This is a genomic window from Weissella confusa (assembly GCA_041871065.1).
Taxonomy (GTDB): Bacteria; Bacillota; Bacilli; order Lactobacillales; family Lactobacillaceae; genus Weissella; species Weissella confusa_A.
The window spans coordinates 2,139,703-2,157,928 of sequence record CP168942.1 but is presented as its reverse complement, the minus strand read 5'-3'; the positions used below and the strand labels follow the sequence as shown (position 1 = coordinate 2,157,928).

Here is an 18,226-nt window from a genome sequence, read left to right as displayed (position 1 = left end):
ATAGGTATTTAAAAATGGCTCTTACAGCAGGAATCGTTGGTTTGCCAAACGTTGGTAAGTCAACTTTGTTTAACGCAATTACTAAGGCGGGTGCCGAAATGGCTAACTACCCATTTGCCACGATTGAACCAAACGTGGGAATGGTTGAAGTGCCAGATGATCGTTTGGCCCGTATTCAAGAATTGGTGCCAGCTGACAAGATCGTGCCAACGACCTTCGAATTTACTGACATTGCCGGTATCGTTAAGGGTGCCTCAAAGGGTGAAGGATTGGGAAACAAGTTCCTTGAAAACATCCGTCAAGTAAACGCCATCGTGCACGTGGTTCGTGCCTTTGACGATGATGACATCACTCACGTTAACGGTAAGGTTGACCCAATTGATGACATCAACACAATCAACTTGGAGTTGGTTTTGGCCGACTTGGAAGCCGTTGAAAAGCGTTATGCAACAACGGAAAAGAAGGCTAAGCAAGCTAAGGATAAGGATGCAGCTGCAGAATTTGAAGTACTTGCTAAGTTGAAGCCAGTTTTGGAAGAAGGAAAGCCTGCTCGTTCAATTGATTGGAACGAAGATGAGCAAAAGATCGTTCGTGGCTTCTTCTTGTTGACGTCAAAGCCAGTTTTGTACGTGGCTAACGTTGCGGAAGATGACATGGCTGATCCAGAAGCATCAAAGTACTTCCAACAAATCAAGGAATACGCTGCAGCCGAAAACGCTGATGTTATCGGAATTTCAGCCCGTGCCGAAGAAGAATTGGCCGGTATGGATGATGAAGACAAGGCTGAATTGATGGAATTGCAAGGTATCACGGAACCAGGTTTGAACCGTTTGATTCGTTCAGCCTACCACTTGTTGGACTTGCGTACGTTCTTTACCGCTGGTGGTAAGGAAACGCGTGCTTGGACGTTCCGTGCAGGTATGAAGGCACCACAAGTTGCCGGTGTTATCCACTCAGACTTTGAGCGTGGATTTATCCGTGCCGAAACGGTTGCCTTTGCTGATTTGGACGAATACGGTTCAATGAAGGCAGTTAAGGAAGCTGGACGTCGTCGTTCAGAAGGTAAGGAGTATGTTGTTCAAGACGGTGATATCATCGAATTCTTGTTCAACGTTTAATCGGGGGAACTCATGACAGAATCACAAGAACAAACGGTAACGCCTACGCTACCATCACGTGCCGACTTGGCCACGTCTGGTTTGACGAAGCGTAATCAAGATTTTATTTGGCAAATGGTACAACTTGTTGAAGGAGACGAAAGCAAGGCGACCTTGATTGCTGAAGTTGGCGCAAAGTTGTTGGATGGTCAAAAGACTGGTACAACAGCACGTCAATTGTTTAACACACCTGCTGAAGCGTTGGGGCGCAAGGCAAACGCAACCGAAGCAACGCCAGCACCTGGCTATGCAACATACGGCTTCTGGCCATTGTTGGTTGATAACGCGATTGCCTTCTTCATGATGTTCAGCTTTATGTTTGGATTGACGTTGCTATTTAGCAAGGCATCACAAACTGGTAGCGCCGGTGCAGCCGGAATTACCTCATTGATTTTGACATCATTGTTGGGTGGATTCTTCTTCGCCGTTGTCACGATGACGTTGGCACCAAAGAAGGATGGCTCAAAGACACCAGTGCTTTTGAAGATTTTGGTTTCAGTCGGTGCCTTCGTTTTGTGGTTCTTGGCATACTTGGCCTTCAGCTACTTGCCAGCTGTTATCAACCCATTGTTGCCAGGTTGGTTGTACCTAGTGTTCGCCGTACTTGCCTTTATCGGCTTCCGCTTCTGGCGTGTTAAGACTGGTATCCAAGGTGGATTCCTTGGTGGTAGCACACGTCGTCCACAAACCAAGTAAGCAACTAGAATCAGTGAGGATGAATCGATGAAAATTTTGATTGTTGATGATGATCACGAAATTGCTGAATTGCTTGAAATCTACGTGAAGAACGAAGGTTACGAGCCAGTTATTGCCAGCGATGGTAAGGAAGCAATGACGAAGATCCGTACGAACCCAGACATCGGTTTGGTAATTTTGGACATCATGATGCCTGAAATGAACGGTACGGAAGTGTTGAAGGAAGTTCGTAAGGACAATCCTGTGCCAATTTTGTTGTTGTCAGCCAAGTCTGGTGCAATGGACAAGATTCAAGGGTTGATTACGGGTGCTGACGACTACGTGACGAAGCCATTTAACCCATTGGAAGTAATGGCACGTGTGCGTGCTTTGCTACGCCGTGCGCAAAACGGTATGGCCCAAGCAACGCCAGAAGTGCTTGATATCGGTCCTTTGACGATTAACAAGGACAGCCACGAAGTTAAGACGGCCGACGGTGTTGAAGTTAATTTGACGGCGTTGGAGTTTGGTATCTTGTATTTGTTGGCCTCACACCCAAACCGTGTGTTTAGTGCTGACGATATCTTCGAACGCGTTTGGCAACAAGAATCAGTTGTGTCTGCTAAGACGGTTATGGTGCACGTTTCACACTTGCGCGATAAGTTGGAAGCAGCAACTGGTGGCAACCAAGTTGTGCAAACTGTTTGGGGTGTTGGTTATAAGATTGAAGTGCTATAAGCACCGCGTTCTATAGAAAGAGGAAGTAGGGATGAAACTTAGTGTACTGGATTGGCTGTTGTTAGTGGTCAAGGCAGTCGTTTCGGCCCTGCTTTTTGTGTTTACTGGCATTGGTATCCTATTAGCAATGCGCGCAACTTGGCACACAGAGAATTGGTTACTTGAAATTCAAGCCATCTGGCGCCAAGACGCGACATTGGCAGTTGTAGTTGCCGTTGCGGTGATTGCACTCTGGGGTGTGGTGGTTCATTTCTTTTATGAACAGATTGTTTTGACGCACCTAATTGATAGTGTTAGTGAGTTGGCGCCACGTGTGCGTGATGCTAACGCGACTGGATTGCCTGAGACGCGCATGAGCCGTCGCTTGCGTCCACTCGCTACGAATGTGAATGGCGTGTTTGATGCCGCACAAAAAGCAATGGCCGAGGAACGTGAAATTGAGCGTTCTAAGGATGAAATGATTACGAATGTGTCGCACGATTTGCGTACGCCGTTGACGTCAATCCTGGGTTATTTGGGATTGATTGTGAATGACGAACAGGGCAATTTGTCACGTGCTGACATGACGAAATACGCCAAGACGGCTTTTGATAAAGCTGGGCAAATGAAGTCATTGGTTGAAGATTTGTTTGATTATACGCAGGTTCGCCAAGTTGACTTTAAGTTGCGCTGGGCACCGCTTGATTTGGCGGCCATGTTGCAACAATTGGCGGTTAACTATGAGTTGGAAGCCAAGAATAAAGATGTGGTTGTTTCAGCGGTTACGAATCCGAAAAGCATTGAGATGGTTGGGGATCCGGATCGTTTGGCGCGTGTCTTTATGAATTTGATTAGCAACGCCTTGAAGTATGGGGATGGCGCAACGTTTGTGCGTTTGTCAGCCAAGACAATTCCAGCTGAGAACGTTGCTGAGATTCGCGTGACGAACAACGGTGAGAAGATTCCAGAAGAATCAATTAAGCGTTTGTTTGATCGCTTTTACCGCGTTGAAAGCTCACGTAACACCAAGACTGGTGGGACTGGCCTTGGCCTAGCAATCGTGAACGGCGTGATTGAAGCGCACGGTGGTACGGTGCGAGTTGAATCGAATGATGATTTGACAAGTTTTATTATTCGACTACCATTACAACCAGAGGGACTTGAAGGCGAAGGAGCGTAATGTGATGATGAGAAAATGGTTAACAGGTTTGTTAATGACGGTGGTGTTGGCATTTGGTGTGGCAACGCCAAGCTATGCCGCGATCGTAACACCAACAGTTGATGCGCAAGCGGCGGCTGTTGTGGATGTGCAAACCGGCCAGGTTCTCGCGGATAAAAACGGCAAAAAGCGCATTCCGATTGCATCAATTTCTAAGTTGTTGACGGCTTATTTGGTCGAGCGTTCGATAGAAGCAGGTAAGTTGACGATGGACACGCCGATTTCAGTACCAGCGTCGATTGTGGAGATTAGTACGGAACCGGGGTTGGCCAATGTGCCATTGAGTACCGAACGCACGTATACGGTCCGTGAATTGATGGAAATGGCTTTAATCAAATCAGCCAATGCAGCTGCGTTGGCGCTTGGTTATGCCGTTTCAGGTACGCCAACTGGGGTTAATCAGGAAATTCAAGACTTGTTGACGAGTTGGGGTATCAACGACACAACGATTGTCAGCGGTGCTGGTTTGACCAACGGCGATATGGGTTCATTGAAGAATCAAAACTTGGGTGATGATGTCGAAAATGAATTGTCGGCGCGCGAATTAGCGATTGTCGGTCGTCATTTGGTTGAAGATTATCCAAGCATCACGGAAATTACGAGTATGACGTCAGCGGTTGTGCCTAGCGGGGCAGCTGGGACTGAAACCATCAAGAATTCAAATGCGTTGCTAACTGATGGCCACGGTTACGACTTCAAAGGCTTGAAGACGGGTTATGCCTTGTCAGTTCACAGTACGTTTATTGGTTTGACGAAGTTGGATAACCGCGATGTGATTACGGTTGTGCTCGGTAGCGACCACACGTTTACACAAACGGCTGCGATGTTGGACCAAGTCAAGGCTGCCACGCAGGTTGTCACCCTTAAGAAGGGGACACAAATGCAACGTGTGCCGGTTGAGGAAGCTAAGGATGGTCATCGTCGTTATCCATTGGTAACGAACAAGACGGTGACACTATTTGCACCAAAGACGTGGAATAACGCTAAGGTGAACATGACGATTCGTTCAAATCATGACATGATTGCACCGATTTCAAAGGGTCACATTGTCGACCACAACGAAAATTTGTTTGTTGATGGTGGGACGAAGACTGAAGTTCGTGCAGCCAATGACTTTGTCGACGGCTTTCCACAGGTGAATTTGATCATGAATGAGGATGTTGAACAAGCGTCACAACTTGTGCAGTGGTACCGTGACGCCAAGCGTGTCATTTCAAATTTATTTGATTAAACAAAAATGACCTGATGCCGTTTGGCATCAGGTCATTTTTTGTTACTCAGCGTCCGTGTTTGCTTCTTCTTCAGCGACGGCAGCTTCGTATTGCAACAAACGTTCTGAGACGTCCATTACAACGTTATCTTCATCTCGGATCTCAACAATCAATCCCTTACCCAACCATGAGTGGTCACCAGAATATGGCATTTCCATTTCTTGTTGGAAATCACCGTCGTGTTGACGGAACAACACACCAACCGCTTCATCCGTGTAGTCATCCGCAAACCAAATCTCAACAACTGGCGCAACGATGGCCTTGTAGGTCATCATCGTATCAAAGATACCCCAGACTGCAGTTTGCGCTTCCTCAGGCATGCGCTTGGCAAGTTCTTCAGTAACAACGCGTGACTTAGTAGATTCAAACATTATATTTAGTTCCTCACTCTAGATGTGGTAAAATTAATTCATCTAATAGTATACCACGGAAGGACAATGAGCTAACATGAACGAATATATGACATGGCGTGAAGGCCTAAAGGATGTTGAATTCCCGCACTGGGAGGATTTGCCAGCGTTTGATCTTTACATGGATCAAGTCGTTGAATACGTGAATAACGTTTTGGCACCACTTAACATGCCAATGGTGACGTCAACGATGATTAACAACTACGTTAAGCAAAAGGTCATCATGTCACCAATCAAGAAGAAGTACCAAGCAATGCAAATTGCGGATATCTTGATTATTTCTTTGATGAAGCCTGTCTTTTCACTAGATGAAATCCGTGCGGCTATCGATCAAGTGACGGTTGGCGATTATCCAAAGAAGGCTTACAATGCCTTCGTGGATGCGTTGGCAGCTCGTTTGCAGGGCCCTGTGCCAGTTGAATTTGACCCCGACCACCTGGACTTGCAACTTATGCGCGATGCGGCAAACGTTGTCTTCCACAAGATGGAGGCTGAAAAGTTGCTTGAGTTGATGCGCAAGCGCAACCCAATCAAGGAAGTCCCTACAACTAAGTAGTAAAATGAAACACGCTTAACGGCGTGTTTTTTATTTTGAAACTATTTCCCCAGTTCGTGCGTCTAATTAGTGTAAGCAGATAGGAGGACGCGACATGCGTGAAGAATTAATTGCAACGCTACAAGAGAATAAAGTCGCGTTGTACCGTGTGGCGCTGAGTTATGTGCACACAGAGGCTGAAGCGCTAGATATTGTGCAAACGACAGCTGAAAAGGCCTTGCGCCAAGTGAATCAAGTACAGGAGTCACGCTATTTGAAGACGTGGTTATTCCGTATCTTGATTAACACGGCGATTGATGTCCAACGCAAGCAAGCGCGCCGGCATGAAGTGGGTGATGAATCACTTGAATTTATGCCAGCGTTAACGACGATTGCGCCTGAAATGCGATTGGCACTTAATGAAGCGGTTGCGGATTTAACTGCCAAAGAACAAGCGATTATTCGCTTGCATTTCTTTGAGAATCAAACGTTTGCTGACATTGCGCTAACGCTTGAATTATCAGAAAACACGGTTAAAACGACCTATTATCGTAGCTTGAAAAAATTAGAAGCGACTTTGAACGGGGGAATGTAAGATGACATTAGAAGATGTAAAGACGGCCTATGATGCCCAAGATGTGCCAATGGATAAGTTGTCAGCCGTAATCGATCAAGCTGTTGTGAAGACGGCACCTAAGCGTAAGCGCTTGAATTGGTGGCAAACGACACTAATTGGTGTTGGGGCAGTAGCTGCGACGTTCACACTTGTGCTGAATACGTCATACTCTTTTGCTAGCGCGGCTGAGCGTGTACCAGTTGTCCGCGATGCGGTTAAGGTTTTGTTGTTCCGTGAATACAAGCATGTTGATAAGACGTCATATGCGGATATTAAAGTGCCACTACTGACGAACTTGGGAAATACTGAGTTGGCCGACAAGCTAAACGCCTCATATGCCAGTGAAGGACGCGCGTTGTATGATGCCTTTATGAATAAGACGTCAGAGACGCCTAAGTCACTAACGCAAACGTATCAAGAAAAGGTGAATAACGACCAATTGTTAGTGCTTGAACGTCGTCAAGAAATGTCGTTGGCCGATACAGCAACCAAGTTGAGTTATACAACCATTGATAAGCAACGTGGTTTGGTGTTGACGTTGCCAATGTTGTTCAAGTCAAATGAGTACCAAACAATTTTGCGCGACTATGTGAACAAGCAAATTGCGGCGTCAGATCAGTACGACACGCCAGTTAACGCCATTTCAAAGACCCAAACGTTCTATATTAATAGTCGTGGCCAGTTGGTTTTGGTCTTCCAACGTGGGGACATTGCCGCAATGTATGTTGGTCCAGTTGAGATGACAATTCCAACCAATCTAATTGATAGCCAATTAGTATCGCATGAGTATGTGAAGTAATGGAATCTAATTGAAATCTAATAAAACCGCTGTTTTGGGTATAAACAGCGGTTTCTTTGTGTTATGCTAGTGAGATTAGTTTAGATAGTGAAGGGGGTCAACGAGATGCAGGACTTCATGGCGTTAGATCGCAATCTTAAGTTGCGGTCATTAACGGTTTTCCTAACTGTGCTTTTGGGAAGTTCAATTGGGCCAAACGTGACCGTGTATTATGTGGAATATTTTGGAGCGTTTATCACGGGGTTCCTATTGATTGCGGTATCGGTCGCTGGGTTTATTGCCGGCTTGTATGGCGGCCACTTGGCGGATGTACTTGGTCGTAAGAAGACGATGCTAATTGGTTCCGCGATGATTATCGGTGGCTATGCCTTGGCAATGTTGATGAATTCGCCATGGTACACCAATCCGTATGTGACGTTCGTCGGCTTTTTGACGGCGTCAGTCGGGGCATCATTTGCTGACCCTGCTGAACAGGCAATGATGATTGACTCATCGACTCTGAAGAATCGTAAATTTGTCTTCGCGTTGATTTACTGGATTATTAATATTGGGGTGATGATTGGGGCGGCTATTGGTGGTTGGTTCTTCCGTGATTACTTGTTTGAGTTGTTGATGGGATCGATGGTTGTCGGGATTATCAATGCTTCAATTATTAATTGGGGGATGGCAGAAACCCTTGATATGGACAATGTTAAGGCAAATTCATCCGTTTGGAGCGCCGTTAAGTCATACGCGCACGTGTTGACTGACAAGCGTTACTTGTTGTTCATGTTTGGAACGATTTTTGCCGTCGTGATTTACTCGCAACCTGATTTCTACTTGGCAGCGCACTTGGCGGAATCATTCCGTGACTACACGTTGTTCGGCGTTCATTTTTACGGCCAACGTATGCTGTCATTTATGTTGGTGATTAACACGGTTGTGATTGTGTTGACGATGTCAGCCTTTAATCACATGACGAACCGTTGGCCATTGATTCGTGGCTATGCAATTGGGACGTTCATGCAAGGACTCGGCTTTGCGATGGCGTTCTTGCTCCGCGATTTCTGGCCATTGGCGTTCGCAGCGGTTGTTTTCACAGTTGGTGAAATGATTAATGTGCCATCAAGTCAGACACTACGTGCCGATATGATGAACCCAGAAAAGTTGGGTGCCTACTCAGGGGCCTTCGCGGCGACGCGTCCGTTGGGAAACATTCTGGCCGGGGTGATGGTGTCAGCCTCACACTTCGTTGGTAATGTTGGGGCAGCTGTCATGTTGATGATTGGCGTGCTTATCGCGATTTACTCAGTTGCCACGGCAGCAAAAATGAAAGCATCATTTTAAAACGAAAAACTCCGAAGGTTAATCGCCTTCGGAGTTTTTTGAGCTTTCGTTCTTATTGTCTTTGTTATCTTTATTCTTCTCGTCAACCTTGGATGTCTTGGTATCGGATTTAGTAGATTGGCTAGAAGATGATTTGGCCGCACTGCTGTTAGCAGCTGAGATGGCGCGTTTAGCGGAATCCTGGGCGGCTTTGACAGAATCGCTGGCAGCAGATTGGACTTGCGCCAATTCTGACGCCTTTTTATCCAATGCCTGTTGCAATGATGATGCCGTGGCGGAATTTTCATCAGCTGACTTTAGCGCTTTGACGTATGTTTCGCCACTCTTGGCTGCCTTGTTTAGCAGATCAACCCCGTCGTTAGTTTCTAAAACGCGTTGGTAGAGGTTGAGGGCAGAAGGCCAGTTGTTGGCTTTGATTTCTTTATCAGCATGCTCAAGGTACTTCAGTTGTTCAAGTGCGGTACGATTCTCGATTGAAACACGCACCTTGCGAGCAGCGGTGTAGTAAATCGCCGCGTCAGACCACTCATGAGCAGCAACTGCTTCACGAGCAGATTGCATATTGCGCTGGTAGGTTTTGTTGTCGTTGAATGCATCAAAGCCCCAGTAGCTAACGGCTGCGACAGCAGTTAGCGATAGTAGGGTAATGATGGCCCACTTAATTTTCATATAGCCTCCTTTGCAGAACGCTTATCATTGTACAGGAAAATGAGTTCGAAAAACAGGACTTATATGAAATTTGTGGCATTTAATTGGATCTGAAGACAACAAAAAAGCCGACAAGCGTAATCGCTCATCGACTTCGTTTAGCTGGGATAGCTGGATTCGAACCAGCGATACACGGTACCAAAAACCGATGCCTTACCACTTGGCCATATCCCAATAATAAATGGGGGCTATAGGATTCGAACCTATGAACCCGAAGGAATGGATTTACAGTCCACCGCGTTTGACCAGACTTCGCTAAACCCCCATCATATAAACGCCTTAGCGATTTATCACCGCCTCAACGAATATATACTATACAGAACATTTATATAGATGTCAACACTATTTGTTGAACTTTATTTTTCCATGCGTCCAAGTAGTTATCCGCCGTCCATTCTTGCAGGCGACGACGTTTATAACCAACGCTGGTATTGTAGTACGTCACACCGTTTCGCTCGCGTGGTGGAACCGTCACGTGAATGTGACCATAGAAAACGTGCTTTACATTGTCATACGATTCCAATAATTCACCGGTACGTGGTGAACCAAGGACGCCGTTGACCATACGCCAACGACGATCGCCATCTGGATAAATCAATTCATCACCGATTGGGGCGAAGTGGGTCATGAAGATGACTTGCTTATTAGCCGCTTTCGCATCATCTAATAGAACCTTCATTTGTGCCAAGCCCAAGTCCATACGTTCTGGATCGGACATGGGTTGCTCAATGATACGGTCATAGTAGAAGCCACGACGGAACGTTGCGACTTCCTCAGGGTCGATGCCTTCAGCGAATAAATAATCGTACCAGCCATTGTGACCAATAATGCGCCAATCTGTTCCGGGGATATCAATGTACTTATTATGTAGGTAATGTTCATTAACCGGTGACTCGAGTTCTTCAAAGGACGTGCCACGGCCCATGTCGTGGTTACCAGCGATGAACAAAACTTTGGTTGCCCCGACGTTTTGTTGTAAATCGCTCACATATGCCATTGTTTTCTTAAAATCGTTAAATAAATCGCCAGTAATTAAGTAATAATCTGGGTTAATATGATTAATATATTGTGATTGTTGTGCAAGGATTTCTTGATAATCCTGCTTATTGATGTCGAAGTGATTATCACTTGTGACTGCTATCTTGACCATGATAATGCCTTTCTGACGCCGTTATGACAGTAATTGTACCAAATTCGCAACGCATATTGTTGGAAAAAGTAAATTGTAATTCTTTGAACTTCTTGTGATAATGAAGAAATTCCGGTAAACTTAATAAGTATTTTCTAATGAATAAGTTATTTTTAGTACTCTAAAAACCAAATATATAATTTGTAAGGAGCTTTTCTCAATGGAATCAGAAAAGAAATTCCTGGGACAACCACGCGGTCTACAAACTTTGTTTATGACCGAAATGTGGGAGCGTTTCAGTTACTATGGTATGAAGGCCATCTTGCTTTACTACATGTGGCATTTGATTGCCACTGGCGACCTTAACGTTACCAAGGCAACTGCCGCATCAATCATGGCCATCTACGCCTCAATGGTTTACTTGTCAGGTGTTGTTGGTGGATTTATCGCTGACCGTTTGATGGGTCAACGTCGCACCGTCTTCTGGGGTGGTGTGTTGATCATGTTCGGACACATCGCATTGGCTTTGCCATTTGGCGCGCCAGCGATGTTCGCCTCAATGGTCTTGATCGTGATGGGAACTGGTTTGTTGAAGCCAAACGTTTCATCATTGGTTGGATCACTTTATAAGGACGGCGATTCAGCACGAGATGCTGGGTTCTCAATCTTCGTCTTCGGTATCAACTTGGGTTCATTTATTGCCCCATTGTTGGTTGGTTGGACGCAAGAGCAAGCCGGCTTCCACTTGGCATTCTCATTGGCTGCCATCGGAATGTTCTTCGGTTTGATCCAATTCCACTTTGGCGGTAAGCACTTGTCAAAGGATTCATTGTACGCACCAGATCCATTGCAACCAGAGGAAGTTAAGCCTTTGGTAACGAAGATCGTCTTGGGTGTTGTCGCCTTTGCTTTGGTTATCGTATTGATGGTCTTGATGGGCTGGACGCAATTGCAAAACTTCGTTAACTTGTTGACGATTGTCGCAATCTTGTTGCCAATCGGATACTTCACGTTGATGATTACGTCAGCTAAGGTTAACAAGGAAGAGCGTTCACGCGTTATCTCATACATTCCATTGTTCTTGGCTGCTGTATTGTTCTGGGCTATCGAAGAGCAAGGATCAATCGTTTTGGCAACGTTCGCCGCAGAGCGTGTTGATACGTCATGGTTCCCAGCTTCATGGTTCCAATCATTGAACCCATTGTTCATCATGCTTTACACGCCATTCTTCGCTTGGTTGTGGGTTAAGTGGACAAAGAACCAACCTTCATCACCAATGAAGTTCGCAATTGGTTTGATGTTCGCTGGAGCATCATTCTTGTTGATGGCTTTGCCTGGAACGTTGTTTGGAACGGCCGGTAAGGTTTCACCACTTTGGTTGGTTGGCTCATGGGCCTTGGTTATCGTTGGTGAAATGTTGATTTCTCCAGTTGGATTGTCAGTTACGACTAAGTTGGCACCGAAGGCATTTATGTCACAAATGATGTCAATGTGGTTCTTGGCTTCATCAGCTGGTTCAGCATTGAACGCCCAATTGGTAACGTTGTACAACCCTAAGAACGAAGTTGCTTACTTTGCTTGGTTCGGAATCGCTTCAGTTGTTCTTGGTATTGTCTTGGTATTCTTAGTACCACGTATCAAGAGCCTGATGGCGGGTGTTAAATAGTTAATTAGAAGACGTCTAACTCATTTGAGTTAGACGTCTTTTTGCATTGGAAAAGTAAGCAAATGAGTCTATAATCAATTCTTGTCGAAAAAATAGGAACGGTGAATAAAATGACAGAAGAAAAGTCATACAAGAAGTGGCTCGCCTTGGCAGCTATGTCTTTGGGTGTCTTCATGGCACTTTTGGATGTGACGGTTGTGAACGTGGCGTTGCCAACGATGGCGATTGATTTCAAGACGACATTCAATAACTTGCAATGGGTATTGAATGCTTACACGATTGTGTTTGCGGTCATGTTGTTGATTGTCTCAAAGTTAGGTGACATGTTTGGACGTAAGAAGATTTTCATTGCCAGCATGTTTGTTTTCGTAATTGCGTCAGCGATTAACGGAATGGCCTCATCATTGTTGGTGTTGGATATCGGTCGTGGTGTCCAAGCCATTGGAGGATCTGGTTTGATGTCATTGGCGATGGCCTTGGTTGCATCGAACTTTGAGGGACGTGAACGTGGTACAGCCTTGGGAATTCTAGGGTCTGTTATCGGGCTTTCAACGGCTTCTGGACCACTTGTTGGTGGTTGGCTAGTTGAAGCGTTTGGATGGCCTTCAATCTTCTATATCAACGTCCCAGTGGGGATCGTGGCAGTTATTATGACTTGGATCAACGTTAAGGAGACGCCAAGTTACGGTAAGGGTCAATCAATCGACTTCTTGGGTATGTTGTTGTCTGCTGCAGCTTTGTTCTCAGCGGTTTACGGTTTGATTCAAAAGGAAACCAACGTCCACTGGGCTTGGACTGATATGCGCATCGCCGGCTGGTTGATTGCAGGGTTCGTGTTAGCGGTTATCTTTTCCTTGGTTGAGTTGAAGGTTAAGACACCAATGATGAACTTGAAGATGTTCAAGAGCATTAACTTTGTGGGAGCTGTTATCGTGGCCTTCACATTGGGAGCTGGTGTTATATGCTATCAACGCTTACTTGACGGGCTTGATGCAAAATTACATGGGCTACACAGCCTTCCAAACTGGTTTGCGCCAATTGGTGATTTCAATTTGGTCACTTGTTTTGGGACCAGTGACTGGTATTTTGGGTAACAAGTACTCAAAGAAGTGGATGATGTCAGGTGCATTGTTGCTTGGTGGAATTGGTTTCTTGTTGTTGGCAAATGCCATGACAACGAAGCTTGCATTCATCGACTTGGTACCAGCCATGATTTTGATGGGTATTACGAATGCCATCGTTAACCCAATGTTGAATACAGCTGGTCTTGAAGGTGTCGCACCGCAAGAAATGGGAATGGCAGCTGGCTTGTTGAATGTCTTCCGTCAATTCGGTGTCTCATTTGGTGTCGTTATGCTTGGTTTGACGCAAACGAACCACTACGAAAAGTACTTGAATGCGCACTTGGATTCAGTGAAGATGCCTGAAGCAGCTGCAACTGGTTTGCACAAGGCCTTGGTTGAAGCTGGTCCGTTCTCAGGTCACGCCGTGGCATTTAGCGACCGTCTATCACACGCCCCATTTGCACACGCTTTCCAACAAGTTGTGTTGAACGCGTATGATAAGGGAATGGCAGCTGTCGGTGTGACGGCTGCGATTACGGTCTTTATCGGTGCAATCGGTGCAGCTGTGTTCATGCGTGAACGTAAGCAACAATAATAAGTTTTAAGGCACGCCTATCGCGTGTCTTTTTATTTGGATGAAAAATCCCACCAGAAAACTATTGTCATCAGGCCTAACATTGAAAGTGTAGAACTCATACAACGCAATGAAAGGAGCATTTGATATGACAAAGACATTTAAGACATTGGATGATTTTTTGGGTACCCACTTTATTTACACTTATGACAATGGGTGGGAATACGAATGGTACGCTAAGAATGATCACACGGTTGATTACCGCATCCACGGTGGCATGGTTGCCGGACGTTGGGTGAAGGATCAAGAAGCTGATATCGTGATGCTCACTGAAGGCGTATACAAGATTACATGGACGGAACCAACTGGGACAGATGTTGCATTGGATTTCATGCCAAACGAAAACAAGTTGCACGGAACGATTTTCTTCCCAAAGTGGGTTGAAGAGCACCCTGAAATTACGGTAACCTTCCAAAATGAACACATTGACGTGATGGAAGAGGCCCGCGAGAAGTACGACACTTATCCAAAGTTGGTTGTACCTGAATTTGCATCAATTACCTACGTTGGGGATGCAGGATTGAACAACGAAGATGTCATCTCGCAAGCACCATATAATGGTATGCCTGAGGATATCCGTGAGGGTCGATACTTCGACGAAAATTATCAACGAAAGAACCGATAAAAACGGTCTTAATTTGAGTTGCGACAACTAAAAATCAATTAATTTCAAAAAAGGGGTTGCCAAGGTTTGAAATAATTGGTATTATATAAAAGTTGTTGCGGGGGTTTAGCGAAGTCTGGTCAAACGCGGTGGACTGTAAATCCATTCCTTCGGGTTCATAGGTTCGAATCCTATAGCCCCCATCGCATCATTGGGATATGGCCAAGTGGTAAGGCATCGGTTTTTGGTACCGTGTATCGCTGGTTCGAATCCAGCTATCCCAGCTGATGGAAGTCGGTGAGCGAATACGCTTGCCGGCTTTTTTTGTGCATAATTGCTTGTTTTAAGATCGGCTGCGATAAGTCAAAATAATTCCGCACGCTTGCAGCGTACAGAGATTATTTCGTCTTATCTCCGGGTAGCCGATTTTCTCGCTTTGCGAGAAAAACATTTCTCTATGCTCTGTTTAAACGCCTGACGAAACTTTGGTCGCCACTGCGATAAGCCTAAAAAATTCCGCACGCTTACAGCGTACAGAGATTTTTCTGTCTTATCTCCGGGCAACCAATTTTCTTGTTCTGCAAGAAAACCGTTTCTTTATGCTCTAATGCTTGACACTTTTTGTAAGCGGTTGTATTATATTTTCTGTTGAAAAATCATTGGGATATGGCCAAGTGGTAAGGCATCGGTTTTTGGTACCGTGTATCGCTGGTTCGAATCCAGCTATCCCAGCTAATGAAGGCGATGGGCGTTTGCTTATCGTCTTTTTTGTTGCGCTGAGAAGTGGTAAGCCGGAATATGGTACACTATACATTGTGAAAAACGATTATATATGAGGAAAAGGGTTATGCTAACTAATTATGATCTGAAGGCACGTGCTCGTAATCGGGTAAAAGGGCCGGCCTTCAATGTTTCAATTAAATTGTCAATGTTCTTAATCATTTGGCAGATTCTATCATCAGTATGGGATGGGAACCAAGCGCCAGTGGTGTCATTTGCACAAACGACGATGACGTTTGGTGAATCACTACAATTTTTGTTCCGCCTATTCACAACTAACATGGTTGGTGAAATTGCTTTCGGTGTCTTTGGTTTGGGCGCTATGTGGGCATTCGTTGAATGGGGTCGTAACAAGGAAGTGCCTGAGCAACCATTTGCCGATGGACTAAAGTTCTGGGGTCGCAGCACGATTGTCGACGTTGTGGTATTGCTAGGGCTACGTTTCCTATTTACATTCTTGTGGACGTTGGTATTGATTATCCCAGGAATCGTCAAGTCATTTAGCTATTCACAAGCACCGTTGATCTATGCGGAAGACCACAAGCAAGGCGTTGAAATTACGAACTTGTCTGAATACTTGCTACGCTCACAAGAATTGATGGCAGGATACAAGTTGCGCTTGTTCTGGCTACAATTGAGCTTTATCGGTTGGTGGATTTTGGTTGCTTTGACGTTTGGTTTGGCCGCTATTTATGTTGTGCCATACTATAACGCCACGATGGCAGAATTCTACATTGAATTGACGCGCGAACGTCGCTACGGAGCCCGTGCAACGTACACCGCATCAACATCAGATGAAGATGATGAACTATAATAGATAGTAAGTAAAAAGGTTAGAGTCTAAACTCTAGCCTTTTATTATTGGAAAAAGTGAGATTTAAGAGATGAAGACGCTGGATATTCGTGGGTTGTATCAACAACTTTATAATCAAATGGGACCACAACGCTGGTAGCCGGCTGAACGCTGGATGGAAACGATTGTTGGGAGTATTTTGATTCAAAATGCTTCTGCTAAGACGGTTGATCCGGTTATTGAAAAGGTTGGGCGCGAAACGAATTTCGATCCAGCGACTTTGACGGCCATGTCTCAGGAAGAGTTGGAGCAACTGATTTTTGAGGCTGGTTTGTACCGTAGCAAGGCCAAGTACTTGCGTGCGTCGTTGCAATTCTTTGCGGAATACGACTTTGATTTGAGCGAACTACAAAAGCTCGACACACCAACACTACGTAAGCGTATCCGTGCTGTGTCAGGAATCGGTAATGAGACGGCTGATGTGTGGCTGGTCTATATTTTTGGTCGGGCCCAATTTATCGCGGATTCCTATTCACGTCGCCTGATGAATTTCTTGGGTGGCCCTGAAAAGCTGACGTATGAAAAAGTGCAAAAGGTTGTAATGATGAATTCTGATTTCACGCCGGATGAAGCTCGTGAATTCCACGCCTTAATTGATGAGTTTGGTAAGTTGTATTTGCGTAATCGCGAGCAATTTTTGACGAGCTGGCTCAAGGATGCCAATCTAACTGATAAGCTATTAGAACAATTTTAGGAGGATGCTATGGCGAAGAAAGTCGCAAGTTATAAGAAAATACGGCCACCACGCGTGAAACTTGGGCGTAACCAAGATGCAGGGTTTGCGATTCGTGTCGCTGTGACGGATACACGTGCGGATATCTATCAGCCATATCAGCACCCGAAGGCGGACCAGAAGGTGACGATTAGCTTCTTGGATCACGAAGAAGTGGCGAGCCGGCGTATTTGGCAACAATTCATTCAGCAAAACGCTGCCCGCGTTACTGAACCGGACGTTGATTTGGTGAGCGTGCAATCAGCACGTCATTCAGCCAGTGTGTACGTGAGCTTTGTGGCGCACGAGAAGCCGGCCTTTCAAGTGTTGCGTGTTGCACAACGTTTAGGTGGCAATTGGCAAAAGATGCCGGTGCTCCAAACGCAATTTTTGGAACAAGCTTCCGAAGTTGGTGATTGGGTACGCAAAATTGTCGCCGGTGAATCCTTCCAGCCCTTTACGTTCCAAATGTATACGTGGTTGCGTTGGTGGTCACAACCAGGGCTAAAGCAGCAACTTGAAAAGCGCGGTAAGCATTGGCTAGTTAGCGCAGGCGAGCATCATGATGGCCTTTCAGACGAGCATGTGGCCGTTGCCCAAGCATTGTTGAAGAGTGGTTTGCTAGCTGTCCGCCAGACGCAAGTTGTTGTCAGTGACACCGGCATTGCGTTGATGAATTACTTTGCCCGTTATTATGAGACGCAGTTTGCGCAAAGCTACGGTGATGCGAGCGTTTGGCAAGTGGACGAATTGTTGACGGACGCGAGCGCGGATACGCTAGGTCAATTTACAACGAAGAACACAAAACGTCGCCAAGCCTTGAAGTTGCCGACGAAAGTACCAAAAAATTATCGAGGGGACCGGTGGCGATGACCGATTCGGAACTACAAGCATTGGTCGAACAAGTATCATTGGCTGATTTTGGGCGACCATTTGTGCATAAAGCGACGTTCAACCGCCGTTTGCGAACGACTGGTGGACGCTATGTGCTCCAAACGCATAATTTGGAAATCAATCCGTTGATGATTGAAGAGTTTGATGAGCAAAACTTGATAGGTGTCATTAAGCACGAATTGGTGCACTATCATAATCACATTCAAGGCTTGCCATACCAACATAAGGATCGTTATTTTCAGACGGAATTGCAGCGCATTGCTGGTTTGCGTTATGCACCAGCAACCTCTAAGGCGAAAGTCCGCAAACAACCCAAGCATTATTGGATCTATACTTGTAAGAATGGCCATGAAATTTATCGCCAGCGTCGCCTTAATGAGCTACGTTATGCCTGCGGAAAGTGTGGTGCACCAATCCGTCTCACCGGAGAATTAAAAATTGGTGACTAAGGTTGGTT

Annotated in this window: 18 protein-coding genes, 5 tRNA genes and 1 pseudogene; 19 read left to right on the top strand and 5 right to left on the bottom strand. The window is 45.6% G+C overall.

Annotation, left to right across the window (positions count from 1 at the left end; genetic code table 11):
* Window positions 1-14 precede the first annotated feature (14 nt).
* From ychF to ACAW68_10515, 5 genes are read left to right on the top strand one after another with little or no spacing between them, the layout of a single operon-like run.
* Entirely contained in the window at window positions 15-1,118 is a 1,104-nt protein-coding gene (gene ychF / locus ACAW68_10535) for a redox-regulated ATPase YchF (GenBank protein XGA15869.1), read from the top strand.
* A gap of 12 nt (window positions 1,119-1,130) precedes the next feature.
* A complete protein-coding gene (locus tag ACAW68_10530; protein XGA15868.1) occupies window positions 1,131-1,853 on the top strand; it encodes a DUF1129 family protein in 723 nt (240 codons plus the stop codon).
* A gap of 27 nt (window positions 1,854-1,880) precedes the next feature.
* Complete coding sequence (locus ACAW68_10525; GenBank protein ID XGA15867.1) at window positions 1,881-2,570, top strand: response regulator; 690 nt, start codon at window positions 1,881-1,883, stop codon at window positions 2,568-2,570.
* A 31-nt stretch (window positions 2,571-2,601) separates the two neighbouring features.
* A complete protein-coding gene (locus tag ACAW68_10520; GenBank protein XGA15866.1) occupies window positions 2,602-3,729 on the top strand; it encodes a sensor histidine kinase in 1,128 nt (375 codons plus the stop codon).
* 4 nt (window positions 3,730-3,733) lie between these two features.
* Window positions 3,734-4,999 (top strand): D-alanyl-D-alanine carboxypeptidase family protein, encoded by a 1,266-nt coding sequence (locus tag ACAW68_10515; GenBank protein ID XGA15865.1) that lies wholly within the window; start codon window positions 3,734-3,736, stop codon window positions 4,997-4,999.
* Between the two features lie 42 nt (window positions 5,000-5,041).
* Here the strand turns inward: ACAW68_10515 and ACAW68_10510 are convergent, their stop codons facing one another.
* A complete protein-coding gene (locus tag ACAW68_10510; GenBank protein XGA15864.1) occupies window positions 5,042-5,410 on the bottom strand; it encodes a hypothetical protein in 369 nt (122 codons plus the stop codon).
* A 76-nt stretch (window positions 5,411-5,486) separates the two neighbouring features.
* Between ACAW68_10510 and ACAW68_10505 the strand changes: the two genes are divergently transcribed.
* From ACAW68_10505 to ACAW68_10490, 4 genes are all read left to right on the top strand, one after another.
* On the top strand, window positions 5,487-6,005 hold the full coding sequence (locus tag ACAW68_10505; GenBank protein ID XGA15863.1) for a DUF1836 domain-containing protein: 519 nt from the start codon (window positions 5,487-5,489) through the stop codon (window positions 6,003-6,005).
* 94 nt (window positions 6,006-6,099) lie between these two features.
* On the top strand, window positions 6,100-6,579 hold the full coding sequence (locus ACAW68_10500; GenBank protein XGA15862.1) for an RNA polymerase sigma factor: 480 nt from the start codon (window positions 6,100-6,102) through the stop codon (window positions 6,577-6,579).
* A gap of 1 nt (window position 6,580) precedes the next feature.
* The gene (locus tag ACAW68_10495) at window positions 6,581-7,399 is read left to right on the top strand and encodes an RsiV family protein (GenBank protein ID XGA15861.1); all 819 of its coding nucleotides are present in this window, start codon (window positions 6,581-6,583) and stop codon (window positions 7,397-7,399) included.
* 105 nt (window positions 7,400-7,504) lie between these two features.
* Window positions 7,505-8,725, top strand: coding sequence for an MFS transporter (locus tag ACAW68_10490; protein ID XGA15860.1), 1,221 nt, complete (start codon window positions 7,505-7,507; stop codon window positions 8,723-8,725).
* Between the two features lie 18 nt (window positions 8,726-8,743).
* On the opposite strand, the gene ACAW68_10485 is transcribed toward ACAW68_10490, so the two are convergent.
* The 4 genes from ACAW68_10485 to ACAW68_10470 form a co-directional block, all read right to left on the bottom strand.
* Window positions 8,744-9,394: a hypothetical protein gene (locus ACAW68_10485; GenBank protein XGA15859.1), complete on the bottom strand. Its 651-nt coding sequence runs from the start codon at window positions 9,392-9,394 to the stop codon at window positions 8,744-8,746.
* A gap of 141 nt (window positions 9,395-9,535) precedes the next feature.
* A tRNA-Gln gene (locus tag ACAW68_10480) sits at window positions 9,536-9,607 on the bottom strand.
* 8 nt (window positions 9,608-9,615) lie between these two features.
* Window positions 9,616-9,698 (bottom strand) — tRNA-Tyr (locus ACAW68_10475).
* 60 nt (window positions 9,699-9,758) lie between these two features.
* Window positions 9,759-10,583: a metallophosphoesterase gene (locus ACAW68_10470; protein XGA15858.1), complete on the bottom strand. Its 825-nt coding sequence runs from the start codon at window positions 10,581-10,583 to the stop codon at window positions 9,759-9,761.
* Between the two features lie 199 nt (window positions 10,584-10,782).
* On the opposite strand from ACAW68_10470, the gene ACAW68_10465 reads away from it, so the two are divergent.
* The 10 genes and pseudogenes from ACAW68_10465 to ACAW68_10420 all read left to right on the top strand — a co-directional run bounded on the left by ACAW68_10465 (window position 10,783) and on the right by ACAW68_10420 (window position 18,218).
* The gene (locus ACAW68_10465; protein XGA15857.1) at window positions 10,783-12,228 is read left to right on the top strand and encodes a peptide MFS transporter; all 1,446 of its coding nucleotides are present in this window, start codon (window positions 10,783-10,785) and stop codon (window positions 12,226-12,228) included.
* 110 nt (window positions 12,229-12,338) lie between these two features.
* Window positions 12,339-13,887 (top strand): annotated as a pseudogene (locus tag ACAW68_10460) (MFS transporter).
* A gap of 127 nt (window positions 13,888-14,014) precedes the next feature.
* Window positions 14,015-14,551: a phenolic acid decarboxylase gene (locus ACAW68_10455; protein ID XGA15856.1), complete on the top strand. Its 537-nt coding sequence runs from the start codon at window positions 14,015-14,017 to the stop codon at window positions 14,549-14,551.
* Window positions 14,552-14,650: 99 nt separating this feature from the next.
* Window positions 14,651-14,733, top strand: a tRNA-Tyr gene (locus tag ACAW68_10450).
* 9 nt (window positions 14,734-14,742) lie between these two features.
* A tRNA-Gln gene (locus ACAW68_10445) sits at window positions 14,743-14,814 on the top strand.
* Window positions 14,815-15,190: 376 nt separating this feature from the next.
* Window positions 15,191-15,262 (top strand) — tRNA-Gln (locus tag ACAW68_10440).
* 115 nt (window positions 15,263-15,377) lie between these two features.
* Complete coding sequence (locus ACAW68_10435; GenBank protein ID XGA15855.1) at window positions 15,378-16,124, top strand: DUF975 family protein; 747 nt, start codon at window positions 15,378-15,380, stop codon at window positions 16,122-16,124.
* 154 nt (window positions 16,125-16,278) lie between these two features.
* A complete protein-coding gene (locus tag ACAW68_10430; protein XGA15854.1) occupies window positions 16,279-16,857 on the top strand; it encodes an endonuclease III domain-containing protein in 579 nt (192 codons plus the stop codon).
* Window positions 16,858-16,866: 9 nt separating this feature from the next.
* On the top strand, window positions 16,867-17,748 hold the full coding sequence (locus tag ACAW68_10425; protein ID XGA15853.1) for a hypothetical protein: 882 nt from the start codon (window positions 16,867-16,869) through the stop codon (window positions 17,746-17,748).
* Complete coding sequence (locus ACAW68_10420) at window positions 17,745-18,218, top strand: SprT family protein (protein ID XGA15852.1); 474 nt, start codon at window positions 17,745-17,747, stop codon at window positions 18,216-18,218. The genes ACAW68_10425 and ACAW68_10420 overlap by 4 nt, the downstream gene beginning before the upstream one ends.
* Window positions 18,219-18,226 lie beyond the last annotated feature (8 nt).